Source organism: Microbacterium thalli, from assembly GCF_028737325.1.
GTDB lineage: Bacteria > Actinomycetota > Actinomycetes > Actinomycetales > Microbacteriaceae > Microbacterium > Microbacterium thalli.
On the sequence record NZ_JAQZCH010000001.1, the window covers coordinates 1,181,434 to 1,204,811 of the forward strand.

The following is a 23,378-nucleotide window of genomic DNA, read 5'->3' on the forward strand; positions in this document are numbered from 1 at the left end:
CACTGGCGAGTTACCCAAGCGGCCAAAGGGATCTGACTGTAAATCAGACTGCATTGCATTCGGGGGTTCGAATCCCTCACTCGCCACTTCTGGAGAAGGGCCCCCGTTTCAGCGGGGGCCCTTCTCGTTCGTGGCGACGGGCTCGGAATCCGCGGGCGACTTTCATCCGAATGGATGAAGCGGCCAGGTCAGATCCGGTTGCGTGCTCCCCAGAGCGCGAGCTGGGTGCGGTCGGCGAGGTCGAGCTTCTTGAGCGCGGAGTGCAGCTGCGACCGGACGGTGTGCACCGAGACCTGGAGCGTCTCGGCGATGCCCTCGTTGCTCGTGACGCCCCCGGCGAGCACGGAGATGACGCGGCGTTCGGCGGACGTCAGCAGGGCGCTGCCTTCGGGGTCGGCGGGGACGCCGCCTCGGCGTACGAACTCGCGCAGGAGCGGGGCGGTCACGCGCGAGGACACGAGTGCTTCGCCGCGCGCGGCGGCGTAGATGGCGCCGACGAGCTGGTCGGAGTCGTGGCTCTTGAGCAGGTATCCGACGGCGCCGGAGTCGAGCGCTTCGCTGACGTAGCCGTCGACGGCATAGCTGGTCATGACGATGACGGCTATCGGGCGGTGCCCGTCGTCGGGGCGGGCCAGCACGCGCGTCGCAGCCAAGCCCGACATCTGCGGCATCTGGATGTCCATCAGGACGACGTCGGCTCGTTCGGCTCGGGCCACGTGGACGGCGTCGATTCCGTTGGACACCTCGCCGGCGACGAGGATGCCGGGGGCCCCCTCGAGCTGCAGGCGCAGGCCGCGGCGGACGGCACGATTGTCGTCGGCGATCAGAACGCGGATGCGCTCGGCCGGACGATTCATGCCGTTCTCCCTCTCAGGCGATCGGGTCGATCGGGATCGTGATCCGCACGTCCCATCCGCCGGTCGGCGTCGGCCCTGCGAACAGTGTGCCCCGCAGCAGCTCCACGCGCTCGCGCATGCCCCGCAGTCCCCAGCCGAGGTCGAGCCCCGGAACGGGGGCCGTATCGCGTCGGGGCGCCTCGTTGCCGATCCGCACCACGAGATCGTCCGGACCAGCCGACACCGTGACGGTCACGGGAGCGCCGGGCGCGTGCTTGGCCGCGTTGGTGAGCGCTTCCTGAAGCGCACGGTAGGCGGTGGTCGAGACGACGGCGGGCAGGTCGGTGACGGGACCGGATGCGTCGAACGACACCGGCATGCCACGCTGCGACCAGAACTCCACCAGCTCCGCCGCGCGGCGCAGATCACGTGTGGTCTCCGTGGGGGCGGCGGCGTCTGCGTGCAGGTCGCTCAGCGCACCGGAAAGGCTCGCCGCAGCGAACCGGCCCTCGTTGCGCACCTCTCCGACCAACCGGATCGCCTCTTCGGGGCGCGCCGGGGCGAGCGAGATCGCCGCATCGGCGAGCGTCACGAGGCCGGCGAGGTGCTGGCCGGCGACATCGTGCAGTTCCTGCGCGATGCGCGCGCGCTCACGTTCCCGTGCGTCGACCACCCGTGCGTCGTGCTCCTGGCGGGCGAGTTCCGCCTGCTCGCGGGCAAGTGTGACCCGTCGCACCTGCGCTCCCCACCAGATGCCGAGAGCCGTGGCCCCGAGCACGGGGGCGGTGAAGCCGAAGAACTGGTTCACGGTGTAGTTCACCGCCTCGCCGATCTCGCCGATGTAGAACGCGGCCCAGACCACGAGGGTCCCCATGGCGACCACGACGACCAGCACGCCGCAGACGATCGCCGCGGTCGGGGAGACGCGGCTCGCCAGCAGGAACTGCGCGAGCGCGACCACGAGATACATGCCCACGAGCCAGTTCGGGATCGCGAATGCGATGAGCAACACGAGGTACACGGCGACGGTCGCGGCGACGGCCGTCCGCGGCCACCGGTCGCTGAGCAGCAGCGCGCCGGCTTGCGCGACGCATCCCGCCGTGAGAGCCGCGAACAGCAGCGGCAGCGGGAAATCCCAAGGCCAGTCGGTGAAGCCGCCGATCAAGGCCGTGATGGGCGTCGCGAGCACCTGCAGCGTCGTCATCACCGAGACGATCACGGCGAAGATGGCCGCCGCACGGCGGGTGCGGAAGAAGGTCCGCGTGGCGGACGCATCGAACCCGACGCCGGGCTCTCGAGGTGGCTTCACCTCAGCATCCTCTCAGCAGCCGTGGCCTCCCACGGACGAGACGCGGGCAACGACCCCACGCGGGTCGAGAGCGCGTGCCAGGATGAGAGCACCCACGCGGAAGGAACACCGTCGATGACTCAGCCCATCACGTCTCCGGAGTCGAACAAGCTGCTGCGCGCCGCGATCTGGGTGGCGATCGGAGCGCTGATCGCCGCGGCGATCGTCTGCGTCGTGTGGGTGCTCATCGGCTCCGGCACCGGCATCGTCGCGCGCGCCTTCCTCACCGTGCTGCTGCTCGCGGGCTTCGCCGGCATCGCGATCCTCGAATCGCACCTCGCCGCGCGGCGCCCTGCCTGGTTCTCGCTCACGAGCATGGTCGCCTGGGTCGTCGTGCTGCTCGTCGGGGCTGTCATGATCTGGCTGCCGCGCCCGGTCGAGGACTTCGGATGGGGCTACGAACGGTTCCTGCGATTCCTGCTGATCGTGCTCATTCTGCAGTTGGCACTGCTGCACCTGCGGCTGTTCACCAAGGCGTATGCGCGCAACCCGACCACGTTCCTCTCGATCGTCACGTACGTCACGATCGCCTTCGTCGCGATCGTCGCCGTGATGCTCATCGTCCCGCTGATCGTCGAGGACCACTTCACCTTCCTGCCGATCTATTGGCGGGTCGTCGTGGCGCTGACGATCCTCGCGGCCGTGGGAACCGCGCTCGTGCCGCTGGTCAACGCGCTGCTGATGCCGCGTTCCCGCAAGCCCGTCGCGCCCGCGTGGCCGACCTACGCGGACGGGCGCACGCCCCTCCCGGTGCTTCCGGACGGCTCGCCCGACTGGCAGGCGTACTACACCGGGCGCCCGAGCTACCCCCACGGGTATGCGCCTCCGCAGCTCCATGCTTCCTCGCAGCCGGCGGCGCAGGGTTACCAGGGATACCCGCCGCCCCCGCCCCTTCCGAACCAGCCCACGGCGCCACGCTGACGCATCTGCCCCCGGGCCGGGGGCGCACCCCGTAGCGTTGAGGCATGGTGGATGCCCGAGAGCTCGCAGACCTGGCCATCGACATCGCGCGCGAGGCCGGTGAGCTCGCGCGTCGTCGACGCGGCGAGGGTGTCGCGATCGCGGCCACGAAGTCGGCGCTCGCCGACATCGTCACGGAAGCCGACCGCGAGGTCGAACTGCTGATCCGCGACCGTATCGCCACCGCGCGGCCCGACGACGGCTTCCTCGGCGAGGAGTCCGGCGCTGAGCGGGGTGCGAGCGGGCTGACGTGGGTCGTCGACCCGATCGACGGCACCGTGAACTACGCCTACGGCATCCCGCACTACGCCGTGAGCATCGCTGTCGTCGAGGGCGAACCCGACCCGCAGACCTGGGAAGCCCTCGTCGGAGTCGTGTACGCGCCGGCCGTCGACGAGCTGTTCCACGCGCGCGCGGGAGAGGGCGCCTGGCTCGCCGAGACGCGCCTGCAGGTGTCGGAGCCGACGGATGCCGGTGCGCTGCTGGCCACCGGTTTCGGATACGACCCCGCCACGCACGCCGGCGATCTGGCGCGGCTCGGGCGCATCATGCCGGTTGCCCGCGACATCCGTCGCGCCGGAGCGGCGTCGCTCGACCTCGCCTATGTCGCCGCCGGACGACTCGATGGGTACGTCGAGCGCGGTCTGCAGCCCTGGGACCACGCCGCGGGCGCGCTGCTCGTGCGCGAAGCCGGCGGTGACGTGACGGGCATGCCGGGGGAGCGCCCCGGGCGGACGATGACCATCGCCGCGTCGCCCGCGCTCCACAGCCGCCTGGCGGAGCGGCTTTTCCACGAATCCTGACGCGTAGATCGCATTCTCAGCCGCGACTCGTTAGTGTTTACCTGTTCGTTATCTTCGTCACCCGAGCGAAGCGAGACGAACGCCACCCGGTTTGTATCCGTCGCGCTACCCGCGCGCGCTATTTCCGAGAGCCTGCGATTTGACTTCTGAGACCGCTCCCACCGAGGCCGCGACTTCGCGTCCCTCGACCGGGGAACCCTCCCTCGGAGCGCCCGACGGCCTCACCCGTGCGCAGTGGCGCCGGCTGCGAGCCGAGGCCGAGCTGGCCGCGAAGGTCGCCGCCGCGCCCGCATCGGACGTCGCGAACACCGCGTCCGTCGAGCCCGAGCCCGACCTTGCTGCTCCCGCCGCTGACGCGGTCGACGAGGAACTCGTCCTGACGGTCGTCGACACCGACGCCCACGCGGGCCCCCAGCTCGTGACCCCGTCGCGGCGCCGCCGCGAACGCGCGCAGGAGCCCGAGACCACGTCGTCCCCCGGCGAGTCCTTCGGCCCCGCCGCGGTCGAGCCCGATGAGCCGAGCGCCGGGGTCGAATCCGATATCCCGCCGGCCGCTCCGCTGCCCGATGACCGCGTCGTCGATGAGTTCGAGTTCGCCGCGCGGCTGTTCTCCTTCACCGCGCAGACGCCCGTCCAGGTCGCCGCCGAGGCGATCGTCGAGCAGGAGGCGCGCGAGGTCGCGACCCCGCGCCGGCGACTGCGCAACGTCGGCAAGCGCATGGCGGCGGCCTCCGTCTCGATGACCGCTGTCGCCGCCGTGGGCCTGCTCTCGGTCGGCCTGACCAGCCCCGCCGCCGTGGTCTTCGCATCCGGAGACACCGGCCGCGACATCACGGCCGAGACGGCTCGTCCCGCCGCGAGCGTCGAGCCCGAAGAGATCCAGGCTTTCGTGTCCTCCTCGGCCACAGGCGTGACCTTCGACCGCAGCGACGCCTTCGATGTCACCTCGGTGTCGGAGATCGCCGCCGACTCCGGCGTGACGAACTTCGCGGGCACCTGGGTCAACGATCCGAACGCCGAGATCCAGTGGCCCTTCCCGGTCGGCGTCCCGATCTCGGCCGCCTTCGGGTCGGTGTCGTACCTGTCGGAGTTCTCGCGCCCGCACCGCGGCGTCGACCTGACCCCGGGTGCTGGTGCCGACATCCATGCCGTCGCCGGCGGAACCGTGCGCATCGCCACCGAGGCCGGCGGCGACTACGGCGTGACCGTCGTCATCGACCACACCATCAACGGCGAGCTCGTCTCGACCCGGTACGGGCACATGCAGTACGGCTCGCTCAACGTGAAGGTCGGCGAGACCATCGAGCCCGGTGAGGTCATCGGCAAGGTCGGCAGCACCGGCAAGTCGACCGGCGCGCACCTGCACCTCGAGGTGCTGCTGGGTGGCACCACGCAGGTGGATCCGATCGCCTGGCTGCAGGAGCACGCCGGCAGCTGACCTGATTCGTTCCGAGGTCGCCGAGATGGTATCCTCTTCTAGTTGCCCGCTTGCGGGTGGCACGCCCCGATAGCTCAGTGGCAGAGCACTTCCATGGTAAGGAAGGGGTCGTCAGTTCAATCCTGACTCGGGGCTCGCAGCATCTCTCGGCTCACGCCGGATGCCGTGTGGCGGGGTAGCTCAGTTGGTGAGAGCGCACGACTCATAATCGTGAGGTCGCGGGTTCAAGCCCCGCTCCCGCTACAGAAACAAACCCCCGGTTCTGCCGGGGGTTTGTCGTTTTCGGAATGCGTCGCGGACAGCGAGGCGCCCGGGGCCCCTCCAGAGCCCCGGGCGCATGTCGGGCACGAGACGAGGACAATCGCTCGCGGCCGCGGGTCGAGCAGGCCCGCCCTGCTCCCCAGCAGCGCTGGTACGCACCCGACGCGATCATTGTGCCGCCGGTGGCATAACGCGCCGTCGACGGTCCTCGCGAGCAATGCGAGCAGAAAGAGCCTGATCAGAAGGCGCTTCCGAGGCTCGAGAATGACTCACCGGTGGCCGTCGAGCCGCAAACAGGCACCCCGATTTCATCCGAACGGATGACGCCGCGGCGCGGCATCCGCGGTGGCTCCACAACCAGAACGCCCCGCCATCCGAGGATGCGGGGCGTTCTGCGATCCGGGGGAGATCGTCGACTGCTGACATCGACGCTACGGCCTTTCGACACCCCCGTCGAGTCGGTACTTCGGGGGACAAAACAGCCGACCGGGCCGGATCGCGGCGGCGTCAGCGGCGGTGGAACGGACACCGCGCGCCCTCGTCGGCGCGCCGCACGACCCCTCCCGAAGCGGGTTTCGTGGGGAGCCGACGCCGGTTCACCTCGAGGCCCTCGTCGAGGATCGTGACACCCGGGTGGCTGAGTGCAGCGATCGCCGCCGCGAGGCCCGCGATCGCGAGCTTCTCGCCGGGGCAGCGGTGTCCGGTGGCGGGATCGGCGCCGCCGTGCGGGATGAACGCGGGGAGCGCCTCGTAGTCGTCGATGCCGACGAAGCGCTCGGGATCGAACGAGTCCGCCCGCTCCCAGGACACGTCGTCGGTGTTCGTCCCGAGGATGTCGAGCACGACGCGCCCGCCGGCGGCGACGCTCTGGCCATCGAGCTCGATGTCGGCCACGGCCCGTCCCGGCAGCATCGGGACGAACGGGGCCGTCCGGCGGATCTCCTGGGCGAACGCCACGGCGAGCGGGCCGTCGATGAGCGTTCCGCGCTCACGGGTCTCGGTCGCGATGCGCTCACGCCACTCGGGTCGGTCGTGCAGCTCCTTCGCCGCGAACGCGACGAAACGCGCGACGGCGATCATCGGGCGCATACTGTTCTGCAGTTCGATGCCGGCCAGGCGTGCCGACAGCAGCACGCCGCCGCGATCGCGGTGCCACGCCCACTCCTTCAGTGCGGTGCCCTCGGCTGGGTCGAGGTCGCCGTCGCGGACGGCTTCGACGAGGTGCTGGGCATGCCGGTCCGACCAGCTGCGGTTCAGCCAGGCGAGGGCGTACTCGGGGGAGTAGGGCACGCCGAAGCCGTCGACGATCTGCGCCAGGCGCCCCGCCCATCGCGTCTTGGCGGCTGCGGTGCCGGGCAGCCCCGCCCAGCGCATGATGGCTCGGCCGAACGCGCCGACGGCCGCGTCGTACGCCGACCTCTCGCCTCCCGAGATCCACGCGTCGAGCTCGACGCGCCACTCGTGCTCGAGCAGCGGACGCAGGCGCTCGACCTGCGCGTCCTCGTACGCGACGTCGAGGAACGTCGCCTTGCGATGACGGTGCTCGTCGCCGTCGAGGCTGTGCACCGAGCCGTGGCCGAACAGGGTCTCCTGCACGATGCCAGGCATCGCGCCGTGCCGGCGGATGCGGCTCTCGTCGTAGAACAGCTCCACGCCCTCCGCCCCTCGGACGAAGATCGTCGGGTCGCCGAGAAGGCCCATCGGCGCCGATCGTGCCCCCGCGCGCACGCGCTTCCAGATGCGTTCACCGAAGCCGTAGCCGCGCAACAGGATCTGAGGCGAGTCGTCTCGCAACGTGCGGGCGGCAGCGGTGATCGATGACGTCATGCCCTCCACGGTCGCACGCGGGGGCGGTCGGTCCGAGGGGGAGGCGGATCGCCGCGCCGTGTGCTAGCTGTTGCCGGCGGGGTCGAGGGCACCGGCATCCCATCGTCGCGCGGCGCGCTTGAGGGCGATCGACTCCACGAGCAGCACCCCGCCGACGACGGCGGCGCCCAGCGCGACGAGAAGCAGCGCGGGCACGAGATCGGGGCCGGGAGCCTGGATGCTGCCGCCCTCCTGCCACGGCCAGAGCGCGCGGAGGGAACCGATCATCAGGCCCGTCATCGTCGCGAGCACGACGCGGCGGCGGTGCGTCAGCAGCCACTGCAGCACCGAGACGAAGAGGCCGAGACCGACCATCGCCCCCAGGATGAAGACGCCGAGGTACGCGAGGTCACGCTCGTTGACGGCGGCCAGGGTCGGCGCGTACATCCCGACCGCCAGCAGCACGAACGATCCTGAGACGCCGGGGACGACCAGAGCGCAGACGGCGAACGCGGCCGCGAGCGCGACCACGGGCAGCGGCGGCTCGAGCGGATCGACCTGCGGCAGGCTGGTCAGCGCGAGACCTGCGATCGCGCCGAGTGCGGCCACACCGTATTCGCGGGGGCGCCACCGGCCGCCGACCATGCGGATGGGCACGACGAGCGATGCGAGGATGAGGCCGGCGAACAGGGCCCGCGATGCGACCGGCTCGGCCTCGATGAGCGGGGCCAGCACAGCCGAGGCGACGAGCACGGCGGTGATCATCCCGATGCCCACCGGCAGCACGACCGACCAGCGGACGGCGCTCAATTCGCGACGCGCCCGCGCGAATCCGCGCCCCCGCACACCGTCGACGACCGTCGCGGCGACGCCTCGCGCGAGGTGCCCTGCCGAGTCGATGAGGGTCTCGTAGACACCGACGATCAACGCGACGGTGCCCCCGCTCACCCCCGGGATGATCTCGACGGTGCCGATGAGGGCGCCGCGACCGGTGTCGAGCAGCATGCGGGCGAAAGGCACGGGGGACCTCCGGGTGGAGCGAACGGAGTCCTTCACGCTACCGACCTCCACCCGGGTGAACCCCGAGAGCCGCACCGGCACCTCGCGATACCTCGCGTCTCGAGCACTCGCAAGTGGCTCGACGGAATCGGCGACGCGGCTGAGGGTGGAGTCATGTCCAACGCATTCAACGACGACCTGGCCCGCCCCACCGCAGCCGAGGATGCCGGCATCCAGCCGCTGCGCGATGGCGATGCGACCAGCGAGGGCGACCCGTCGCTCGACCCGGCCCAGCAGGAGTGGGACCGCACCGACGCGATCGATGAGGCGCTCGACGCGGGCGTCGACCCGGCCGAGCTCGACGTCGCCACCGCGACCGGCGACGACCCCGCGCACCTCGCCGACGACACCGACGAGATCCCCGCCGACGACCAGCCCTCGAGCGGTCTGCAGCCCGAGTCGCAGGGTGACGACCCCATCGTCGCCGAGCTCGGCGAGGACGGCGAGGGCGACCTGTCCGACGTGGATCTGTGACCGCCGGCATCGAGTCGTATGCACCGATCGGCGACGGACGCACCGTCGCCCTGATCGGACTCGACGGCAGCATCGACTGGCTGCCGTTGCCCGAGCTGACGAACACGCCGATCTTCGCGCGTCTGCTCGATCGCGACACCGGCGGCTGCCTCGAGCTCGCCCCGGTCGACGCATTCGAGACGACGCGCCGCTACGTGCCCGACACCAACGTCCTCGAGACGACGTTCACCACCGCTGCCGGATCGGTGCGCGTCACCGACGCAATGGTGTCGGGGGTGGCCGGACGGATGCCGTGGGCCGAGCTCGCCCGCCGCATCGACGGTCTCGACGGCGAGGTCGAGATGGCGTGGCGCATCCATCCGGGCACGTCGCTGACCACGGCGGCGCCCTGGATCGAGCGCACCCAGCACGGTGATGTCGTCCGCAGCGGCAAGACGGCGCTCGTGGTCGTCGGCTTCGACCACGGCCCGAACGAGCCGGACCCGGATGGCACGCGCGGGCCGCGCCTGACGGGAGCGTTCACGACGCAGCCCGACTCGCGCCACCTCATCGCGCTCGCCGCGACGCATGACGAGCCGCTGCACCTGCCCGACCCGCACAAGGTCGACATCGGTATCGACCGCACGATCGACAACTGGCGCCACTGGTCGGAGGTCTTCTCGTACGAGGGACCCTGGGCCGAACGCATCCAGCGCAGCGCACTCGCGCTGAAACTGCTGATCTTCAGCCCGACCGGAGCGATCGCGGCCGCAGCGACGACCTCGTTGCCCGAGAACCCCGCGGGCGGCAAGAACTGGGACTACCGGTTCGCCTGGGTCCGCGACCTCGCCTATACCGCTCACGCCCTCGTCCGTTTCGGTCTGCGCGAAGAGACCCACGCCGCGCTGTCGTGGATGCTGCGGACGATCCGCGAGCACGGCCCCGAGCTGCACGTCATGTACACGCTCGACGGGGCGCTCGTCCCGGATGCGCGCGAGTATCCCGTGCCGGGATGGGGCCGCATCCCTCCCGTGGTGACCGGGAACCCCGCGCGGCAGCAGCTGCAGCTGGGCGTCTACGGCGACCTGATGGCGATCTGCCGGACGTATGTCGACGCCGGCAACGTCCTCGACATCGGCACGGGGCGGATGCTCGCCGGGCTCGCCGACCGCACGTGCGATCTGTGGCGCAACCCCGACTCGGGCATGTGGGAGCTGCCGGAGGAGCGGCACTACACGTCGTCGAAGATGGGCTGCTGGAAGGCGCTCGACGACGCGGTCGCGCTCGCCGAGTCCGGGGCCATCCCCGGCAGCGCCGAGCGCTGGAAGGCCGAGCGTGAACGCATCCGGCTCTGGATTGACGAGAACTGCTGGTCCGACGAACGCGCCGCGTACGTGTTCTACCCCGGCACCGACGAGCTCGATGCGTCCGTGCTGCTGCACGCTCCCACCGGCTTCGACCGCGGCGAGCGGATGTCGTCGACGATCGACGCCCTCACCGCCGATCTCGGCGCGGGCCCGCTGCTCTACCGCTACAGCGGGGTCGACCGCGAAGAGAAGACGTTCGTGGCGTGCGCGTTCTGGCGTGCCGAGGCTCTCGCATGCGTCGGACGCCACGACGAGGCGCTCGACCTCGTCGACCAGCTCGTCGGGATGGCCAACGACGTGGGCATCTACGCCGAGATGATCGACGCCGATGACGGCACCGCCTGGGGCAACACCCCGCAGGCGCTGAGCCACCTCGCGTTCATCGCGACGGTGCTGACCATCCGCGACGTCGTCCCCGAGGAGGCCCTTCGTGACAGATGAGAACGTGAGCGTGTTCCGCGACACGCGCGCCGTGCTGGTCGAGAGCATCTGGTGGGACGAGCGCACCGACGAAGTGGTGTGGGTCGACATCACGGCCGGCCTGCTGCACCGCGGTCGCCTCGACGGCGCCGTGGACGGCAGCGACGACCGGGTCGTCGAGCTGCCGCCGCCCGTCTCCGCCGTGCAACCCGCCCCGGGAGGCGGCTACGTGGCGGCGCTGAAGGACAGCATCGTGCTGCTGGACGACGGCGGCCGCATCGAGCGCGAGCTCGCGTCGCTGCGCCACCGCCACGACGGCATGCGGCTGAACGAGGGCAAGGTCGATCCCTTCGGCCGGTTCATCGTCGGGGGGATGGAGCTGACCGCCGACGACGCCGATGCCACCGTGTGGTCGGTCGGCATCGACGGCGACGTGCGCGTCCTCGGCGGCGGATTCGGTGTCGCGAACGGCATGGAGTGGTCGGACGATGCGCGGATGATGTACGTCACCGACACCGCCACGACCACGGTCTACCGCGGTTCGTACGGTCCCGACGGCGAGCTGGGCGAGCTCGAGCCGTTCCTCGTCGGCCGTCCGAGCGACGGGCTCTCGCGTGCGAGCGACGGATCGTTCGTGTCGGCCTTCTACGGCGAAGGCTCGATCGGACGATGGGATGCCGCCGGCGACCTGATCGGCGAGATCGCGCTGCCCGTGCCGAACCTCACCTCCGTCGCCTTCGTCGGACCGGAGCACGACATCCTCCTCGTCGGCTCGGCGCGCGAGAACCTGACCGAGGAGCAGCTGCAGCAGCATCCGCTCTCGGGTGGGATCTTCCGGCTCTCGCTCGGCGTCGCCGGACGCGGCGTCCACACTTTCGGCTCATCGTCCACCGACTGAGCCGCACCACCACCCCCAGGAAGACCAACGGAAGGAGACACCATGTCCCGCGATCAGTACACCTTCGTCAACCCCGCCGAGCTTTACTCGGACATCGAGCCCGAGAAGCAGCACATGGCGGAGCCCGGACTCGACGCCGACCTCACGCCGAAGGCCGACCTCGGTGAGGAGAGCTACCGCGGCAGCGGCCGGCTCACGGGGCGCAAGGCCCTCATCACCGGCGGCGACTCGGGCATCGGCGCGGCCACGGCCATTGCGTTCGCTCGCGAGGGCGCCGATGTCGCCATCTCGTACCTGCCTCAGGAGGAGGAGGACGCCCAGCGCATCGCCGGCATCCTGAAGGAAGCGGGCGTCACCGTCGCCCAGCTGCCGGGTGACCTGCGCGATCCCGAGTACTGCCGGTCGCTCGTGGCCGACACCGTCTCGGCGCTCGGCGGCATCGACATCCTCGTCAACAACGGCGGCAAGCAGATCTTCCAGGAGACGCTCGCCGACCTCACGGACGAGCAGTTCGACGACACGTTCAAGACGAACGTCTACGCCATGTTCTGGATCACCAAGGCCGCGCTGCCGCACCTGCCCGCGGGCGCGTCGATCATCAACACGACGTCGATCCAGGCCTACTCGCCGTCCGAGACGCTCGTGGACTACGCCTCGACGAAGGCCACGATCAACACCTTCACTAAGGCTCTCGCGCAGCAGCTGGCGCCGCAGGGCATCCGCGTCAACGCGGTCGCTCCCGGCCCCATCTGGACGCCGCTCCAGCCGAGCGACGGACAGCCGCAGGAGAAGATCGAGAGCTTCGGCGAGGAGACGCCGCTCGGACGCATGGGTCAGCCCGCGGAGCTCGCGCCCGCGTACGTGTTCCTCGCGTCGGCGGAGTCGAGCTACGTCGCCGGTGAGACGCTCAACGTCAACGGCGGCATGCCCACGCCCTGACGGCGACCCGCGCCCCCGGAGTCGCGCTTGCGCTCCGGGGGCGTTGCCCGGCCCTATTGATTGTGCACAACCTAATTGTGTACAGTCGAAGTATGGAACCCACGCAGCACATGGTGTGCTTCTCGCTGTACGCCGCGTCGCGTGCGACGACGAAGGCGTATGCCGCGCTGCTCGAACCGCACGGGCTGACCTATCCGCAGTACCTCGTGCTCGTGCTGCTGTGGAGCCGCGACGGCCGCAGCGTGCGCGACCTCGGCGATGCGCTCGACCTCGACTCGGGCACGCTGTCGCCGCTGCTGCGACGCATGGGCCGCGACGGTCTCGTCGAACGGACACGCACCGCCGACGACGAGCGCGTCGTCACCGTGTCGCTCACCGACCGCGGACGGCAGCTGCGCGCCGACCTCGCGCACGTGCCGGCGTGCATCGCGTCGGGCATGGGCATCACGCCCGACGGCGCGCGCGAGCTGATCACCGCCCTCACCCATCTCGCCGACGGCATGCGCGACACCGCCGCCGACGCGCGGACGGCACCCGCCGCCCGGACCACCCCCGAGAAGAAGAAGGAGCACGCATGAGCGCCCTTTACACCGCCGAAGCCCTGTCGACCGGAGCCGGCCGCAACGGCCACGTCCGCAGCACCGACGGCCGCGTCGACCTCGACATGGCCATCCCGAAGGAGATGGGCGGATCGGGCAACGGATCGAACCCCGAGCAGCTGTTCGCGGCAGGATACGCCGCCTGCTTCCACTCCGCGCTGCAGATGGTCGCGCGCACCGAGAAGGTCGACGTCACCGACTCCGCCGTCGGCGGCCAGGTGCAGATCCACCCCACGGATGCCGGCGGCTTCACCCTCTCGGTCGTCCTCGAGGTCGTCCTGCCGGGCGTCGAGCGCGACGTCGCGCAGAAGCTGGCGGATGCCGCCCACCAGGTGTGCCCGTACTCGAACGCCACCCGCGGCAACATCCCCGTCGAGATCACGGTCTCCGAGGACTGATCCCCGCGTCCCCGCGCCGCGCGCTCAGATGCGCACGACGCGGGGACGCTGACGCACCTCGCGGTGCAGCCGCTCCATCTTCGCGTCGAGCTCGGACGCCGTCTGCGCGGCATCCTTGAGCTCCGTGAGCAGTTCGGCCGGGACGTTCGAGGCGAACTTGTAGTAGATCTTGTGCTCGAGGCTCGCCCAGAAGTCCATCGCGATGGTGCGGAACTGGACCTCGACCGGAACCATCAGCCGGCCGGTGGAGAGGAAGACGGGCACCTGCACGATCGCGTGCAGACTCTTGTAGCCGTTGGGCTTCGGCTCGGCGATGTAGTCCTTCACAAGCACGACCTCGACGTCGTCCTGCGCGGTGAGCAGGTCGAACAGGCGATAGGCGTCCTGCGTGAAGCTGCACGTCACCCGCACGCCGGCGATATCGGTGATGCTGTCGCGGATCGCGGCGAACTCGGGCTCGACGCCCTTGCGCACCACCTTCTCGACGATGCTGTCGGGGGACTTCAGCCGGCTCGAGAGGTGCTCGATCGGGTTGTAGTCGTGCAGCTGCTGGAACTCGTCGCGCAGGATCTGCAGCTTGGTCTCGATCTCCTGCATCCCGAATCGGTACTCGAGCAGGAACTGCTGGAACTCGTCCCGGAGGCTGCGCAGCTCCTGCGGGGAGAAGTTCTGCAGCCCGTCGGTGACGGAGAGCGGGGGAACGGCGCTGCCGGTCGTCATGAGTCCGACGGTAGCGACATCGGGTCAGCGCCCGCTGTGAGCACGCTCGCCGTTCGCCGGGGGCGCAACCTCGACCCGGCGGATGTCGGGACCCGGCGTTACCATGAACCGTCCCGACCCGCCTCGCCCAGGGAGAACCATGCTCGGCAAGCTCCTGATCCGCTATCTGCGCACCTATCGGCTGCTGCTCCTGGGCGTGCTGGTGTTCCAGTTCGGCTCGGCGATGGCCTCCCTCTACCTGCCGCGCCTCAACGCCGACATCATCGACAACGGCGTCGCCCAGGGCGACACGGCCTACATCTGGTCGCGCGGCGCGATCATGCTGCTCATCGCCCTCGGCCAGATCATCGCCGCCGTCATCGCGACGCTGTGCGCCGCACGTGCCGCGATGGCCGCGGGCCGCGACATCCGCCGCGACGTCTTCGAGAAGGTGAGCGGTTTCTCCGAGCGCGAGGTCTCACGGTTCGGGCCGGGCACCCTCATCACGCGCAACACCAACGACGTCCAGCAGGTTCAGATGCTCGCCATGATGGGTGCGACGATGCTCGTCACCGCTCCCATGCTCGCCATCGGCGGCGTCATCATGGCGTTGCAGCAGGACGTCGGACTCAGCTGGCTGATCGGCGTCTCGGTGCCGCTCCTGCTCGTGGTCGCCGGCATCATCATCAGCCGGATGGTGCCGTTGTTCCGGCAGTTCCAGACGCGTCTCGACAACGTCAACCGCATCATGCGCGAACAGCTGACCGGCGTCCGCGTCGTCCGCGCCTTCGTGCGCGAGCGGATCGAAGAGGAGCGCTTCCGCGGCGCCAACACCGACATCATGATCGTCGGGCGCAAGGTCGGCTCGCTGTTCGTCCTGATGTTCCCGCTCGCGATGCTCGTGCTGAACGTCACCGTGGTCGGGGTCATCTGGTTCGGCGGCATCCAGGTCGATCAGGGCAACGTGCAGATCGGCACCCTCTTCGCCTTCATGCAGTACGTCGGCCAGATCCTCATGGGCGTCCTCATGGCCACCTTCATGACGATCATGATCCCGCGGGCCGCCGTGTCGGCCGATCGCATCGGCGAGGTGCTGGCGTCGCACGACGCGCTCGAGCGCCCCGCCGACCCGGTGCGGACGTTCACCGAACCCGGCGCGATCGTCTTCGACGACGTCTCGTTCACCTATCCCGGAGCGGACTCCGCCGTGCTCGAGGGCATCTCGTTCCGCGCGGCGCCGGGCGAGACGGTCGCCGTCGTCGGCTCGACCGGCTCGGGCAAGACGACGCTCGTGTCGCTCATCCCGCGGTTGTTCGATGTCACGGGCGGCTCGGTCCGAGTGGCCGGCGTCGACGTGCGGCAGGCCGACCTCGACGAGCTCTGGGCGGGCATCGGCTACGTCCCGCAACGGGCCTTCCTGTTCACGGGGACGGTCGCGTCGAACCTGCGCTTCGGGCGTGAGGACGCCACCGACGATGAGCTGTGGCGTGCCCTCGAGATCGCGCAGGCCCGCGATTTCGTCGCCGAGATGGAGGGCGGGCTCGACGCCCGGATCGCCCAGGGCGGCACGAATGTCTCGGGTGGTCAGCGGCAGCGGCTCGCGATCGCACGCGCGATCGTCCGGCGCCCCGACGTCCTCGTCTTCGACGACTCCTTCTCGGCCCTCGACCTCACCACCGACGCCCGCCTGCGCGAGGCGCTGTGGCGCGAGCTGCCCGACGTCACCAAGGTCGTCGTCGCGCAGCGCATCTCGACGGTGACCGGCGCCGACCGCATCCTCGTCCTCGACGACGGCAGGATGGCCGGGCTCGGCACGCATGCCGAGCTGTTGGAGTCCAATGACACGTATCGCGAGATCGTGCAGTCGCAGCTGGGGGTGGACGCATGAGCGCGACGGAGCAGAACCTGACCGACGACGAGCGGCTCGAGCTCGAGCTCGCCGAGCAGGCGCGACAGAACTCGGGCGACTGGGACAGCGTCGCGCCGGGCAAGGCAGAGAAGTTCGGACCGAGCTTCCTGCGCATGATCGGGCTGTTGCGCCCCTACGCCGCGGTTTTCGCCCTGATGACGGTGCTCGGTGCGCTCGGCGTGCTGCTCGCAGTCCTCGCGCCGCGGGTTCTCGGCGACGCGACGAACCTCATCTTCGAAGGCGTCGTGTCGGCCAACCTCGGCGAGCAGTTCCCGGCCGGCACCAGCCAGGAAGACGTGGTCGCGGCCCTCAACGCCGCCGGTCAGACCGACATCGCCAACCTCGTCGGCGCGATGGAGAACTTCCAGGTCGGCGCCGGGGTCGACTTCGACCGCCTCAAGTGGGTCGTCGTGACCGTCTTGGCGATCTACGTCGGCTCGGCCGTGCTCACGTGGCTGCAGGGCTTCGTCATCAACATCATCATGGTCCGCACGATGTGGCGTCTGCGCGAGTCGGTCGAGGCCAAGATCAACCGGCTGCCGCTGTCGTACTTCGACCGGGTGCAGCGCGGTGAGCTGATCTCGCGGGTGACCAACGACATCGACAACATCACCCAGACGATGCAGCAGTCGCTCTCGACGGCGCTCACGAGCGTGCTGACCGTGTTCGGCGTGCTATTCATGATGTTCTCCATCTCGTGGCAGCTCGCGCTCGTCGCCCTCGTTTCGCTGCCCCTGATGGCGGTGATCTTCGGCGTCATCGGACCGCGCTCGCAGAAGGCGTTCGCCACCCAGTGGCGCAAGGTGGGCCGGCTCAATGCGCGCGTCGAGGAGTCCTTCTCGGGTCACGCGCTCGTGCGGGTCTACGGCCGGGAGCGCGACGCGCGCGAGAAGTTCGAGGCCGAGAACGACGAGTTGTTCGAAGCAGCCTTCAAGGCGCAGTTCCTGTCGGGCCTGATCATGCCCGGGATGATGTTCATCGGAAACCTGTCGTATGTCGGCATCGCCGTCCTCGGCGGTCTGATGGTGGCCTCCGGTCAGCTCCGCCTCGGCGATGTGCAGGCCTTCATCCAGTACTCGCAGCAGTTCACCCAGCCGCTGTCGGAGCTCGGCGGCATGGCGGCAGTCGTGCAGTCGGGCACCGCCTCGGCCGAGCGGGTGTTCGAACTGCTCGATGAGGACGAGCAGGATCCCGACGACCCCGAGGTGCGGGCGGCATCCGGTGGACGCGGCGTCATCGAGTTCGACCACGTGCGCTTCGCCTACTCGCCCGACAAGCCGCTGATCCGCGATCTGTCGTTCCGCGTCGAGCCCGGGCAGACGGTGGCCATCGTCGGACCGACGGGCGCAGGCAAGACCACGCTCGTCAATCTCCTGATGCGCTTCTACGAGCTCGACGGCGGACGCATCCTGCTCGATGGTCAGGACATCTCCGAGCTCTCGCGCGACGATGTCCGTTCGCGCACCGGCATGGTGCTGCAGGACCCGTGGCTGTTCGCCGGCACCATCCGCGAGAACATTCGCTACGGACGCGAGAGCGCGACCGACCAGGAGATCATGGATGCCGCCGTCGCGACGCGCGTCGACCGTTTCGTGCACTCGCTGCCCGACGGCTACGACACCGTGCTCGACGAGGACGCGGCCAACGTCTCGGCGGGGGAGAAGCAGCTCATCACGATCGCCCGTGCGTTCGTCGCGCAGCCGGCCGTGCTGATCCTCGACGAAGCGACAAGCTCGGTCGACACCCGTACCGAGCTCTTGCTGCAGCAGGCGATGTCGGCGCTGCGCGAGGGGCGCACCTCGTTCGTCATCGCGCACCGGCTGTCGACGATCCGCGATGCCGACCTCATCCTGGTCATGGAGCACGGTGACATCGTCGAGAAGGGCTCGCACGACGAGCTGATCGCCGCGCAAGGCGCGTACTGGCGGCTCTACCGGTCGCAATTCGAACGCGCCGCGTCCGAGGCGGAGAGCCCGGTCGACGCCGTGACGGGACCAGCCGACGCGAACCCGACCGACGGATAGGGTGAGGGGGCGGCAGGCCGCCCGATGTGGAATGAGGCAGAGATGAGCAGTTCGACGCCCCCCGGCTGGTACGACGACGGTCACGGCGCACTCCGGTGGTGGGACGGCGAGCAGTGGACCGAGCACACCCACGCGCTGCCGCAGCCCGACGAGACGCGGTCGCCGACCGAGGCCTCGTCCGAGCCCGCGGTCGAGTCCCCGTTCTCGACCGAGTCCCCGTTCTCGACCGAGTCTTCCCTCGCCGAGAGCCAGCAGGCCGCCGCGTCTCCCGACACCGCGACGCCGACCGATGCCCTGCCTCCCGTGCCGCCCGCGCCCGCAGGCCCCGCGCCCGTCTTCGAGGCGGACGCGTCCGCGCAGCCGTTCACCGGGTCGGTTCCGCCGCATCCCGGACCGGTGCCCCCGCACCCCGGGGCCGTGCCGTCGTACGCCGGCGCGATCCCGGCGCAGCCCGGTGCCGCGGATGCGCCGCCGCGGAAGTCGAAGCTGTGGATCCTGTTCGTCGTGCTCGGCGCTGTTCTGCTCGGGCTCATCATCCTCGCCGCCGTCTTCATCCCGCGTTTCGTCGCCGATCTGCTCGACCCCTCGGGCGGACGCCCGGAAGGCGGCGTCGCTCAGGACGCGGACGTGCGTGCCGCCGAGCAGGTGGTCGAGGACTACGACGACGCGTGGGACGACATCGACTGCACGGCCTATAAGGCGACGCTCACGCCCGCCTATCTCACGGCCTACGGCTACGCCGACTGCGCCGAGTTCGATCAGGCCGCGACGGTGTTCAACGAGTCCGTCGACGACTACGAGGTGAACGTCATCTCGAGCTCGCGTGAAGGCGACACCATCTACGTCGAGACGGTCGAGAGCTTCGTGCAGGTGCTCGACGAGGCAGGTCTGCCGCTCGAGAACCCCGTGCCCGGCAGCTTCTCCTACTCGTACACGCTGGTGTCGGACGGGTCCGGCTGGCTCATCGACGACTTCGTCGAGTCGCAGCCGTGATGGCCGGCGACAAGGCGCGGCGCAGCCCGCGGTTCTACTTGGCGTGCGTCGGTGTCGGCCTCGCCGCGGGTCTGCTCTCGGGGCTCTTCGGCGTCGGCGGCGGCACCGTCATCGTGCCGCTGCTGGTCCTCCTGCTCGGCTTCGATCAGCGCCTGGCTGCCGGCACGTCCCTCGCGGCGATCGTGCCGACGGCCTCGGTCGGCGTCATCTCGTACGCCGTCACCGGTTCGGTCGCGTGGATCCCGGCGATCATCCTCGCGGTGGGTGCCGTCATCGGTGCGCAGATCGGAAGCTGGCTGCTCGCGAAGATCCCGCAGAACGCGCTTCGCTGGGGCTTCGTCGGCTTCTTGGTCGTCGTCGTCGTGATGCTCTTCATCGTCGTCCCGTCGCGCGACGCGGTGCTCGAGCTCACCTGGCTGACCGGTCTCGGTCTCGGCGGGCTCGGACTGTTCACCGGGGTCATGGCCGGGCTCCTCGGCGTCGGCGGCGGCGTGATCGTCGTGCCTGCGCTGATGTTCCTCTTCGGTACGAGCGACCTCATCGCGAAGGGCACGTCGCTGCTGATGATGATCCCGACCGCCCTGTCGGGGACGATCGGCAACGTGCGTCGGCGCAACGTCGACCTGTTGGCCGCGGTCGTCGTGGGACTCGCGGCATGCACGACCACCGCGCTCGGCGCCTGGATCGCGACGCTGCTGAACCCGATGGTCGCGAACATCCTCTTCGCAGCGTTCCTGACCTTCATCGCGGCGCAGATGGCCTGGCGGGCGATCGCGGTCCATCGCACGCGTCGTTCCGCCGCTCGCGAGCCCCGGGCCGCGCAGGGCCGCCGGTAGAATCGGAGCGTGTCCGTCAATCCCGATCTGGTCGAGCGCGCCTTCGCGCCGACCGCTCCCTACCTCGTCGGTCGCGAGAAGGTGCGCGAGTTCGCGCGCGCGGTCTTCGCGACCGACCCGCAGCACACCGACCCCGAGGCCGCTCGCGCCCTCGGCTACGCAGACGTCGTCGCGCCGCCGACCTTCGCGATGGTCATCCAGGACCTCACGCTGCAGCAGCTGCTCGGTGAGCCCGACTCCGGCATCGCGCTCGAACGTACCGTCCATGCGGAGCAGCGCTTCCGGTACAGCCGGCCGATCGTCGCGGGCGACGAGCTGACCGCGCAGTTGACGGTCACCGGCATCCGCGCGTTCGGTAAGGGAGCGATGGTCACGAGCGAGGCCGAGATCCTCGACGCGGATGCCGCCCACGTGGTCACCGCCATCTCCGTCCTGCTCGTGGGAGGGGAGGACGCATGAGCGTGCTCGAAGTCGGAACGGTCGTCGCCGAGCGCACGGTCGAGCTCAGCCGGGAGTCTCTCGTGCGCTACGCGGGGGCCTCGGGGGATTTCAACCCCATCCACTACCGCGATGACGTCGCCGCACGCGTCGAACTGCCCGGCGTCCTCGCCCACGGCATGCTCACCATGGGGCTCGCGGTCGAGACGATCGTCGAATGGCTGGGCGACAGCGGGCGGATCGTCGAATACGGGGTGCGCTTCACGCGGCCGGTCGTCGTCGACGCCGAGCACGGCGCGACCCTGACCGTCACGGCGACCGTCGGTGCCGTCGACACCGAGACCGCCCGCATCGACCTCACGGTGAAGCACGGCGCCACCGTCGTGCTCGGCAAGGCGCAGGTGCGCGTGCGGACGGCTGCCTGATCGTGGCGGAGGTCTCACCGCGGCCGCTGGCCGAACTCACGACGCTGCGTGCGGGTGCGGTTCCGGCGCGCATGGTCGAAGCGCACACGACCGACGAGCTCGTCGGTGTGCTGCGCGAGCTGTGGGCCGACGGTGAGCCCTGGCTCGTGGTCGGCGGCGGGTCGAACCTGCTCGTCGGCGACGAGCCGTTCGACGGAACCGTCGTCGTCGTGCGCACGACCGGCATCGACGAGCTGCCCTCGCCGAACCCCGGTCACACGCGCCTGCGCGTGCAGGCGGGCCACTCCTGGGACGATCTCGTCGAGTATGCGGTGGCGTCGGGTCTGAGCGGGATCGCCGCGATGTCCGGCATCCCGGGCACCGCCGGTGCTGCGCCCGTGCAGAACATCGGCGCGTACGGCCAGGAGGTCGTGCAGACGCTGGTCGAGGTCGAGCTGCTCGACGAGGCCACCGGTGAGGTGAGCGTCGTGCCGGCATCCGATCTCGGCCTCGGCTTCCGCACCTCGGTGCTCAAGCAGCACCACGGGTCGGTCGCTGCGCGGCCCGCGGTGATCCTCTCCATCACGCTCGAGCTCGCGCAGGTCGGGCACGGCGAGTTCGCCATCCGCGGCCCGCAGCTGCGCGGAGCGCTGGGGCTCGACCCCGACGCGACCGTCTCGCTGCGCTGGGTGCGCGAGACCGTGCTGGCGGTGCGTGCGAGCAAGGGCATGGTCCTCGACGACGCCGACCCCGACACCTGGAGTGCGGGATCGTTCTTCCAGAACGCTGTCGTCACGGCTGCGTTCGCGCGGAGCCTGCCGCCCGAGTGCCCCCGGTGGCCCGTCGCTCCCGACCCTGTCGCCGACCGCGTCATCCCGTTGAACGAGTACTACGGCGTCGCCCCGGCGGATGAGATCGCGGAACCGCATGTGAAGGTCAGCGCTGCCTGGCTCATCGAGCACGCCGGCATCGGCAAGGGCTTCGCTCTGCCCGGCTCGCGTGCCGGACTGTCGACCAAGCACGCGCTTGCGCTGACGAACCGCGGTGGCGCGAGTGCCGAGCAGCTCGCCGCGCTCGCCCGTTTCGTGCAGCAGCGCGTGCAGTCGGAGTTCGGGCTCATCCTGCAGCCCGAGCCCGTCCTCGTCGGCGTCGAACTCTAACCCCCGCCCCGCCCCGCCCCGCCCCGCGCCCACCCGGGGCGAGAACGGGAACAGGAGGGGAGGGTCAGGAGAAGAGACGCTGGAGGCGGTGGATGCCTTCGAGCAGCTGGTCGTCGCCGAGCGCGTACGACAGGCGCAGGTAGCCCGACGGCCCGAACGCCTCGCCGGGTACGACGGCGACCTCGGCCTGGTCGAGGATGAGGTCGGCTAGTTCGAGCGACGTCGTCACCTCCGTGCCGCCCCAGCTGCGGCCGAGCAGGCCGGTGACGTCGGGGTACACGTAGAACGCACCGAGCGGGGTGGGGACCGTCACGCCGGGGATCTTGCCGAGCTCCTCGACGATCAGGCGGCGCCGACGGTCGAAGGCGAGCCGCATCTGCTCGGCCTCGTCCTGCGGGCCGGTGATCGCCGCGAGCGCCGCGCGCTGCGCGACGTTGTTGACGTTCGAGCTGAGGTGCGACTGCAGGTTGCCGGCGAGCTTCATGGCGTCGGCCGGGCCGATCATCCAGCCCACGCGCCATCCAGTCATCGCGTAGGTCTTCGCGACGCCGTTGACGAGGATCGTCTGACCGGCGAGCTCGGGCACCGCCTCGACGATCGAGACCGCGCGGGCGCCGTCGTAGACGAGGTTCTGGTAGATCTCGTCGCTGATCACCCAGATGCCGTGCTCGAGGGCCCACTGTCCGATCGCGGCGGTCTCTTCCGGCGTGTAGACGGCGCCGGTCGGGTTCGACGGCGAGACGAAGACGAGCACCGTCGTGCGCTCGGTGCGCGCGGCCTCGAGCTGCTCGACGGTCACCTTGTACTCCTGGTCGGCACCGGCGAAGACCTCGACCGGGATGCCGTCCGCGAGGGCGATCGCCTCGGGGTAGGTGGTCCAGTAGGGCGCGGGCAGCAGCACCTCGTCGCCGGGGTTCACGACGGTCTGGAACCCCTGGTAGACCGCCTGCTTGCCGCCGTTCGTGACGATCACCTGCGACGGCTTCACCTCGAGGCCCGAGTCGCGCAGCGTCTTCGCCGCGATCGCCTCACGCAGCACGGGGAGCCCGGCGGCGGGCGTGTAGCGGTAGTTGGACGGGTCGGCGAGGGCGTGCTGCGCGGCATCCACGATGAACTGCGGTGTCGAGAAGTCGGGCTCGCCCGCCGCGTACGAGATGACGGGGCGGCCGGCCGCCTGCAGGGCCTTCGCCTTGGCGTCGACCTTGAGGGTCGCGGACTCGGCGATGGCGGAGAGCTTGCGGGAGAGCGGTGCGCGTTCGGTCACCCTCCGAGCGTAGCGGCGGCGTCCACCGAATGGTGGATGCCCCCTCGCCCGGACGGCCGCTGTCGC

The 23,378-nt window shown here is 70.1% G+C and carries 22 protein-coding genes and 3 tRNA genes; 19 read left to right on the top strand and 6 right to left on the bottom strand.

Translation table 11 applies throughout. From position 1 onward, the window contains the following. Positions 1-4 precede the first annotated feature (4 nt). Positions 5-86, top strand: a tRNA-Tyr gene (locus PUW82_RS05760). 102 nt (positions 87-188) lie between these two features. Here PUW82_RS05760 and PUW82_RS05765 read toward each other — a convergent pair. Together PUW82_RS05765 and PUW82_RS05770 are read right to left on the bottom strand one after the other, a co-directional pair. Continuing rightward, entirely contained in the window at positions 189-857 is a 669-nt protein-coding gene (locus PUW82_RS05765; protein WP_274221336.1) for a response regulator transcription factor, read from the bottom strand. A 13-nt stretch (positions 858-870) separates the two neighbouring features. Beyond that, entirely contained in the window at positions 871-2,145 is a 1,275-nt protein-coding gene (locus PUW82_RS05770; protein WP_274221337.1) for a sensor histidine kinase, read from the bottom strand. A gap of 114 nt (positions 2,146-2,259) precedes the next feature. Between PUW82_RS05770 and PUW82_RS05775 the strand changes: the two genes are divergently transcribed. The 5 genes from PUW82_RS05775 to PUW82_RS05795 all read left to right on the top strand — a co-directional run bounded on the left by PUW82_RS05775 (position 2,260) and on the right by PUW82_RS05795 (position 5,628). Further along, the gene (locus tag PUW82_RS05775; protein WP_274221338.1) at positions 2,260-3,105 is read left to right on the top strand and encodes a hypothetical protein; all 846 of its coding nucleotides are present in this window, start codon (positions 2,260-2,262) and stop codon (positions 3,103-3,105) included. Between the two features lie 44 nt (positions 3,106-3,149). Then, complete coding sequence (locus PUW82_RS05780; protein ID WP_274221339.1) at positions 3,150-3,947, top strand: inositol monophosphatase family protein; 798 nt, start codon at positions 3,150-3,152, stop codon at positions 3,945-3,947. Between the two features lie 139 nt (positions 3,948-4,086). After that, a complete protein-coding gene (locus PUW82_RS05785; protein ID WP_274221340.1) occupies positions 4,087-5,385 on the top strand; it encodes a peptidoglycan DD-metalloendopeptidase family protein in 1,299 nt (432 codons plus the stop codon). 63 nt (positions 5,386-5,448) lie between these two features. Continuing rightward, a tRNA-Thr gene (locus tag PUW82_RS05790) sits at positions 5,449-5,520 on the top strand. 34 nt (positions 5,521-5,554) lie between these two features. Next, positions 5,555-5,628: transfer RNA gene (locus PUW82_RS05795), tRNA-Met, on the top strand. Positions 5,629-6,153: 525 nt separating this feature from the next. Here PUW82_RS05795 and PUW82_RS05800 read toward each other — a convergent pair. Both PUW82_RS05800 and PUW82_RS05805 read right to left on the bottom strand, forming a co-directional pair. Beyond that, positions 6,154-7,473 carry a cytochrome P450 gene (locus tag PUW82_RS05800; RefSeq protein ID WP_274221341.1) on the bottom strand — a complete coding sequence of 440 codons (1,320 nt, stop codon included), beginning with the start codon at positions 7,471-7,473 and terminating at the stop codon, positions 6,154-6,156. 63 nt (positions 7,474-7,536) lie between these two features. After that, positions 7,537-8,472, bottom strand: a complete 936-nt coding sequence (locus tag PUW82_RS05805; RefSeq protein WP_274221342.1) for a DUF368 domain-containing protein — start codon at positions 8,470-8,472, stop codon at positions 7,537-7,539. Positions 8,473-8,625: 153 nt separating this feature from the next. Between PUW82_RS05805 and PUW82_RS05810 the strand changes: the two genes are divergently transcribed. The 6 genes from PUW82_RS05810 to PUW82_RS05835 all read left to right on the top strand — a co-directional run bounded on the left by PUW82_RS05810 (position 8,626) and on the right by PUW82_RS05835 (position 13,585). After that, on the top strand, positions 8,626-8,985 hold the full coding sequence (locus PUW82_RS05810) for a sugar ABC transporter ATPase (protein ID WP_274221343.1): 360 nt from the start codon (positions 8,626-8,628) through the stop codon (positions 8,983-8,985). Next, positions 8,982-10,772: a glycoside hydrolase family 15 protein gene (locus PUW82_RS05815; RefSeq protein ID WP_274221344.1), complete on the top strand. Its 1,791-nt coding sequence runs from the start codon at positions 8,982-8,984 to the stop codon at positions 10,770-10,772. Before PUW82_RS05810 ends, PUW82_RS05815 begins: the two co-directional genes overlap by 4 nt. Beyond that, positions 10,762-11,649, top strand: a complete 888-nt coding sequence (locus PUW82_RS05820) for an SMP-30/gluconolactonase/LRE family protein (RefSeq protein ID WP_274221345.1) — start codon at positions 10,762-10,764, stop codon at positions 11,647-11,649. Before PUW82_RS05815 ends, PUW82_RS05820 begins: the two co-directional genes overlap by 11 nt. Positions 11,650-11,691: 42 nt before the next feature. Next, entirely contained in the window at positions 11,692-12,588 is an 897-nt protein-coding gene (locus PUW82_RS05825; protein WP_274221346.1) for an SDR family oxidoreductase, read from the top strand. A gap of 92 nt (positions 12,589-12,680) precedes the next feature. Then, a complete protein-coding gene (locus PUW82_RS05830) occupies positions 12,681-13,166 on the top strand; it encodes a MarR family winged helix-turn-helix transcriptional regulator (RefSeq protein ID WP_274221347.1) in 486 nt (161 codons plus the stop codon). Further along, positions 13,163-13,585: an organic hydroperoxide resistance protein gene (locus PUW82_RS05835; RefSeq protein ID WP_274221348.1), complete on the top strand. Its 423-nt coding sequence runs from the start codon at positions 13,163-13,165 to the stop codon at positions 13,583-13,585. The genes PUW82_RS05830 and PUW82_RS05835 overlap by 4 nt, the downstream gene beginning before the upstream one ends. Before the next feature lie 24 nt (positions 13,586-13,609). On the opposite strand, the gene PUW82_RS05840 is transcribed toward PUW82_RS05835, so the two are convergent. Beyond that, positions 13,610-14,305: a GTP pyrophosphokinase gene (locus tag PUW82_RS05840; protein WP_274221349.1), complete on the bottom strand. Its 696-nt coding sequence runs from the start codon at positions 14,303-14,305 to the stop codon at positions 13,610-13,612. Between the two features lie 139 nt (positions 14,306-14,444). On the opposite strand from PUW82_RS05840, the gene PUW82_RS05845 reads away from it, so the two are divergent. Genes PUW82_RS05845 through PUW82_RS05875 form a run of 7 tightly spaced genes read left to right on the top strand, consistent with a single transcriptional unit; the run spans position 14,445 to position 22,048 of the window. Continuing rightward, a complete protein-coding gene (locus tag PUW82_RS05845; protein ID WP_274221350.1) occupies positions 14,445-16,172 on the top strand; it encodes an ABC transporter ATP-binding protein in 1,728 nt (575 codons plus the stop codon). After that, positions 16,169-18,217, top strand: a complete 2,049-nt coding sequence (locus PUW82_RS05850; protein WP_274221351.1) for an ABC transporter ATP-binding protein — start codon at positions 16,169-16,171, stop codon at positions 18,215-18,217. The genes PUW82_RS05845 and PUW82_RS05850 overlap by 4 nt, the downstream gene beginning before the upstream one ends. A 42-nt stretch (positions 18,218-18,259) precedes the next feature. After that, positions 18,260-19,210 carry a DUF2510 domain-containing protein gene (locus tag PUW82_RS05855; protein ID WP_274221352.1) on the top strand — a complete coding sequence of 317 codons (951 nt, stop codon included), beginning with the start codon at positions 18,260-18,262 and terminating at the stop codon, positions 19,208-19,210. Beyond that, the gene (locus tag PUW82_RS05860; RefSeq protein WP_274221754.1) at positions 19,210-20,046 is read left to right on the top strand and encodes a sulfite exporter TauE/SafE family protein; all 837 of its coding nucleotides are present in this window, start codon (positions 19,210-19,212) and stop codon (positions 20,044-20,046) included. The genes PUW82_RS05855 and PUW82_RS05860 overlap by 1 nt, the downstream gene beginning before the upstream one ends. Before the next feature lie 9 nt (positions 20,047-20,055). Then, positions 20,056-20,505, top strand: a complete 450-nt coding sequence (locus tag PUW82_RS05865) for an FAS1-like dehydratase domain-containing protein (protein ID WP_274221353.1) — start codon at positions 20,056-20,058, stop codon at positions 20,503-20,505. Next, positions 20,502-20,909: a MaoC/PaaZ C-terminal domain-containing protein gene (locus PUW82_RS05870; RefSeq protein WP_274221354.1), complete on the top strand. Its 408-nt coding sequence runs from the start codon at positions 20,502-20,504 to the stop codon at positions 20,907-20,909. The genes PUW82_RS05865 and PUW82_RS05870 overlap by 4 nt, the downstream gene beginning before the upstream one ends. Before the next feature lie 2 nt (positions 20,910-20,911). After that, on the top strand, positions 20,912-22,048 hold the full coding sequence (locus PUW82_RS05875) for a UDP-N-acetylmuramate dehydrogenase (protein ID WP_274221355.1): 1,137 nt from the start codon (positions 20,912-20,914) through the stop codon (positions 22,046-22,048). Positions 22,049-22,112: 64 nt separating this feature from the next. Here the strand turns inward: PUW82_RS05875 and PUW82_RS05880 are convergent, their stop codons facing one another. Then, a complete protein-coding gene (locus PUW82_RS05880; RefSeq protein ID WP_274221356.1) occupies positions 22,113-23,312 on the bottom strand; it encodes a pyridoxal phosphate-dependent aminotransferase in 1,200 nt (399 codons plus the stop codon). Positions 23,313-23,378 lie beyond the last annotated feature (66 nt).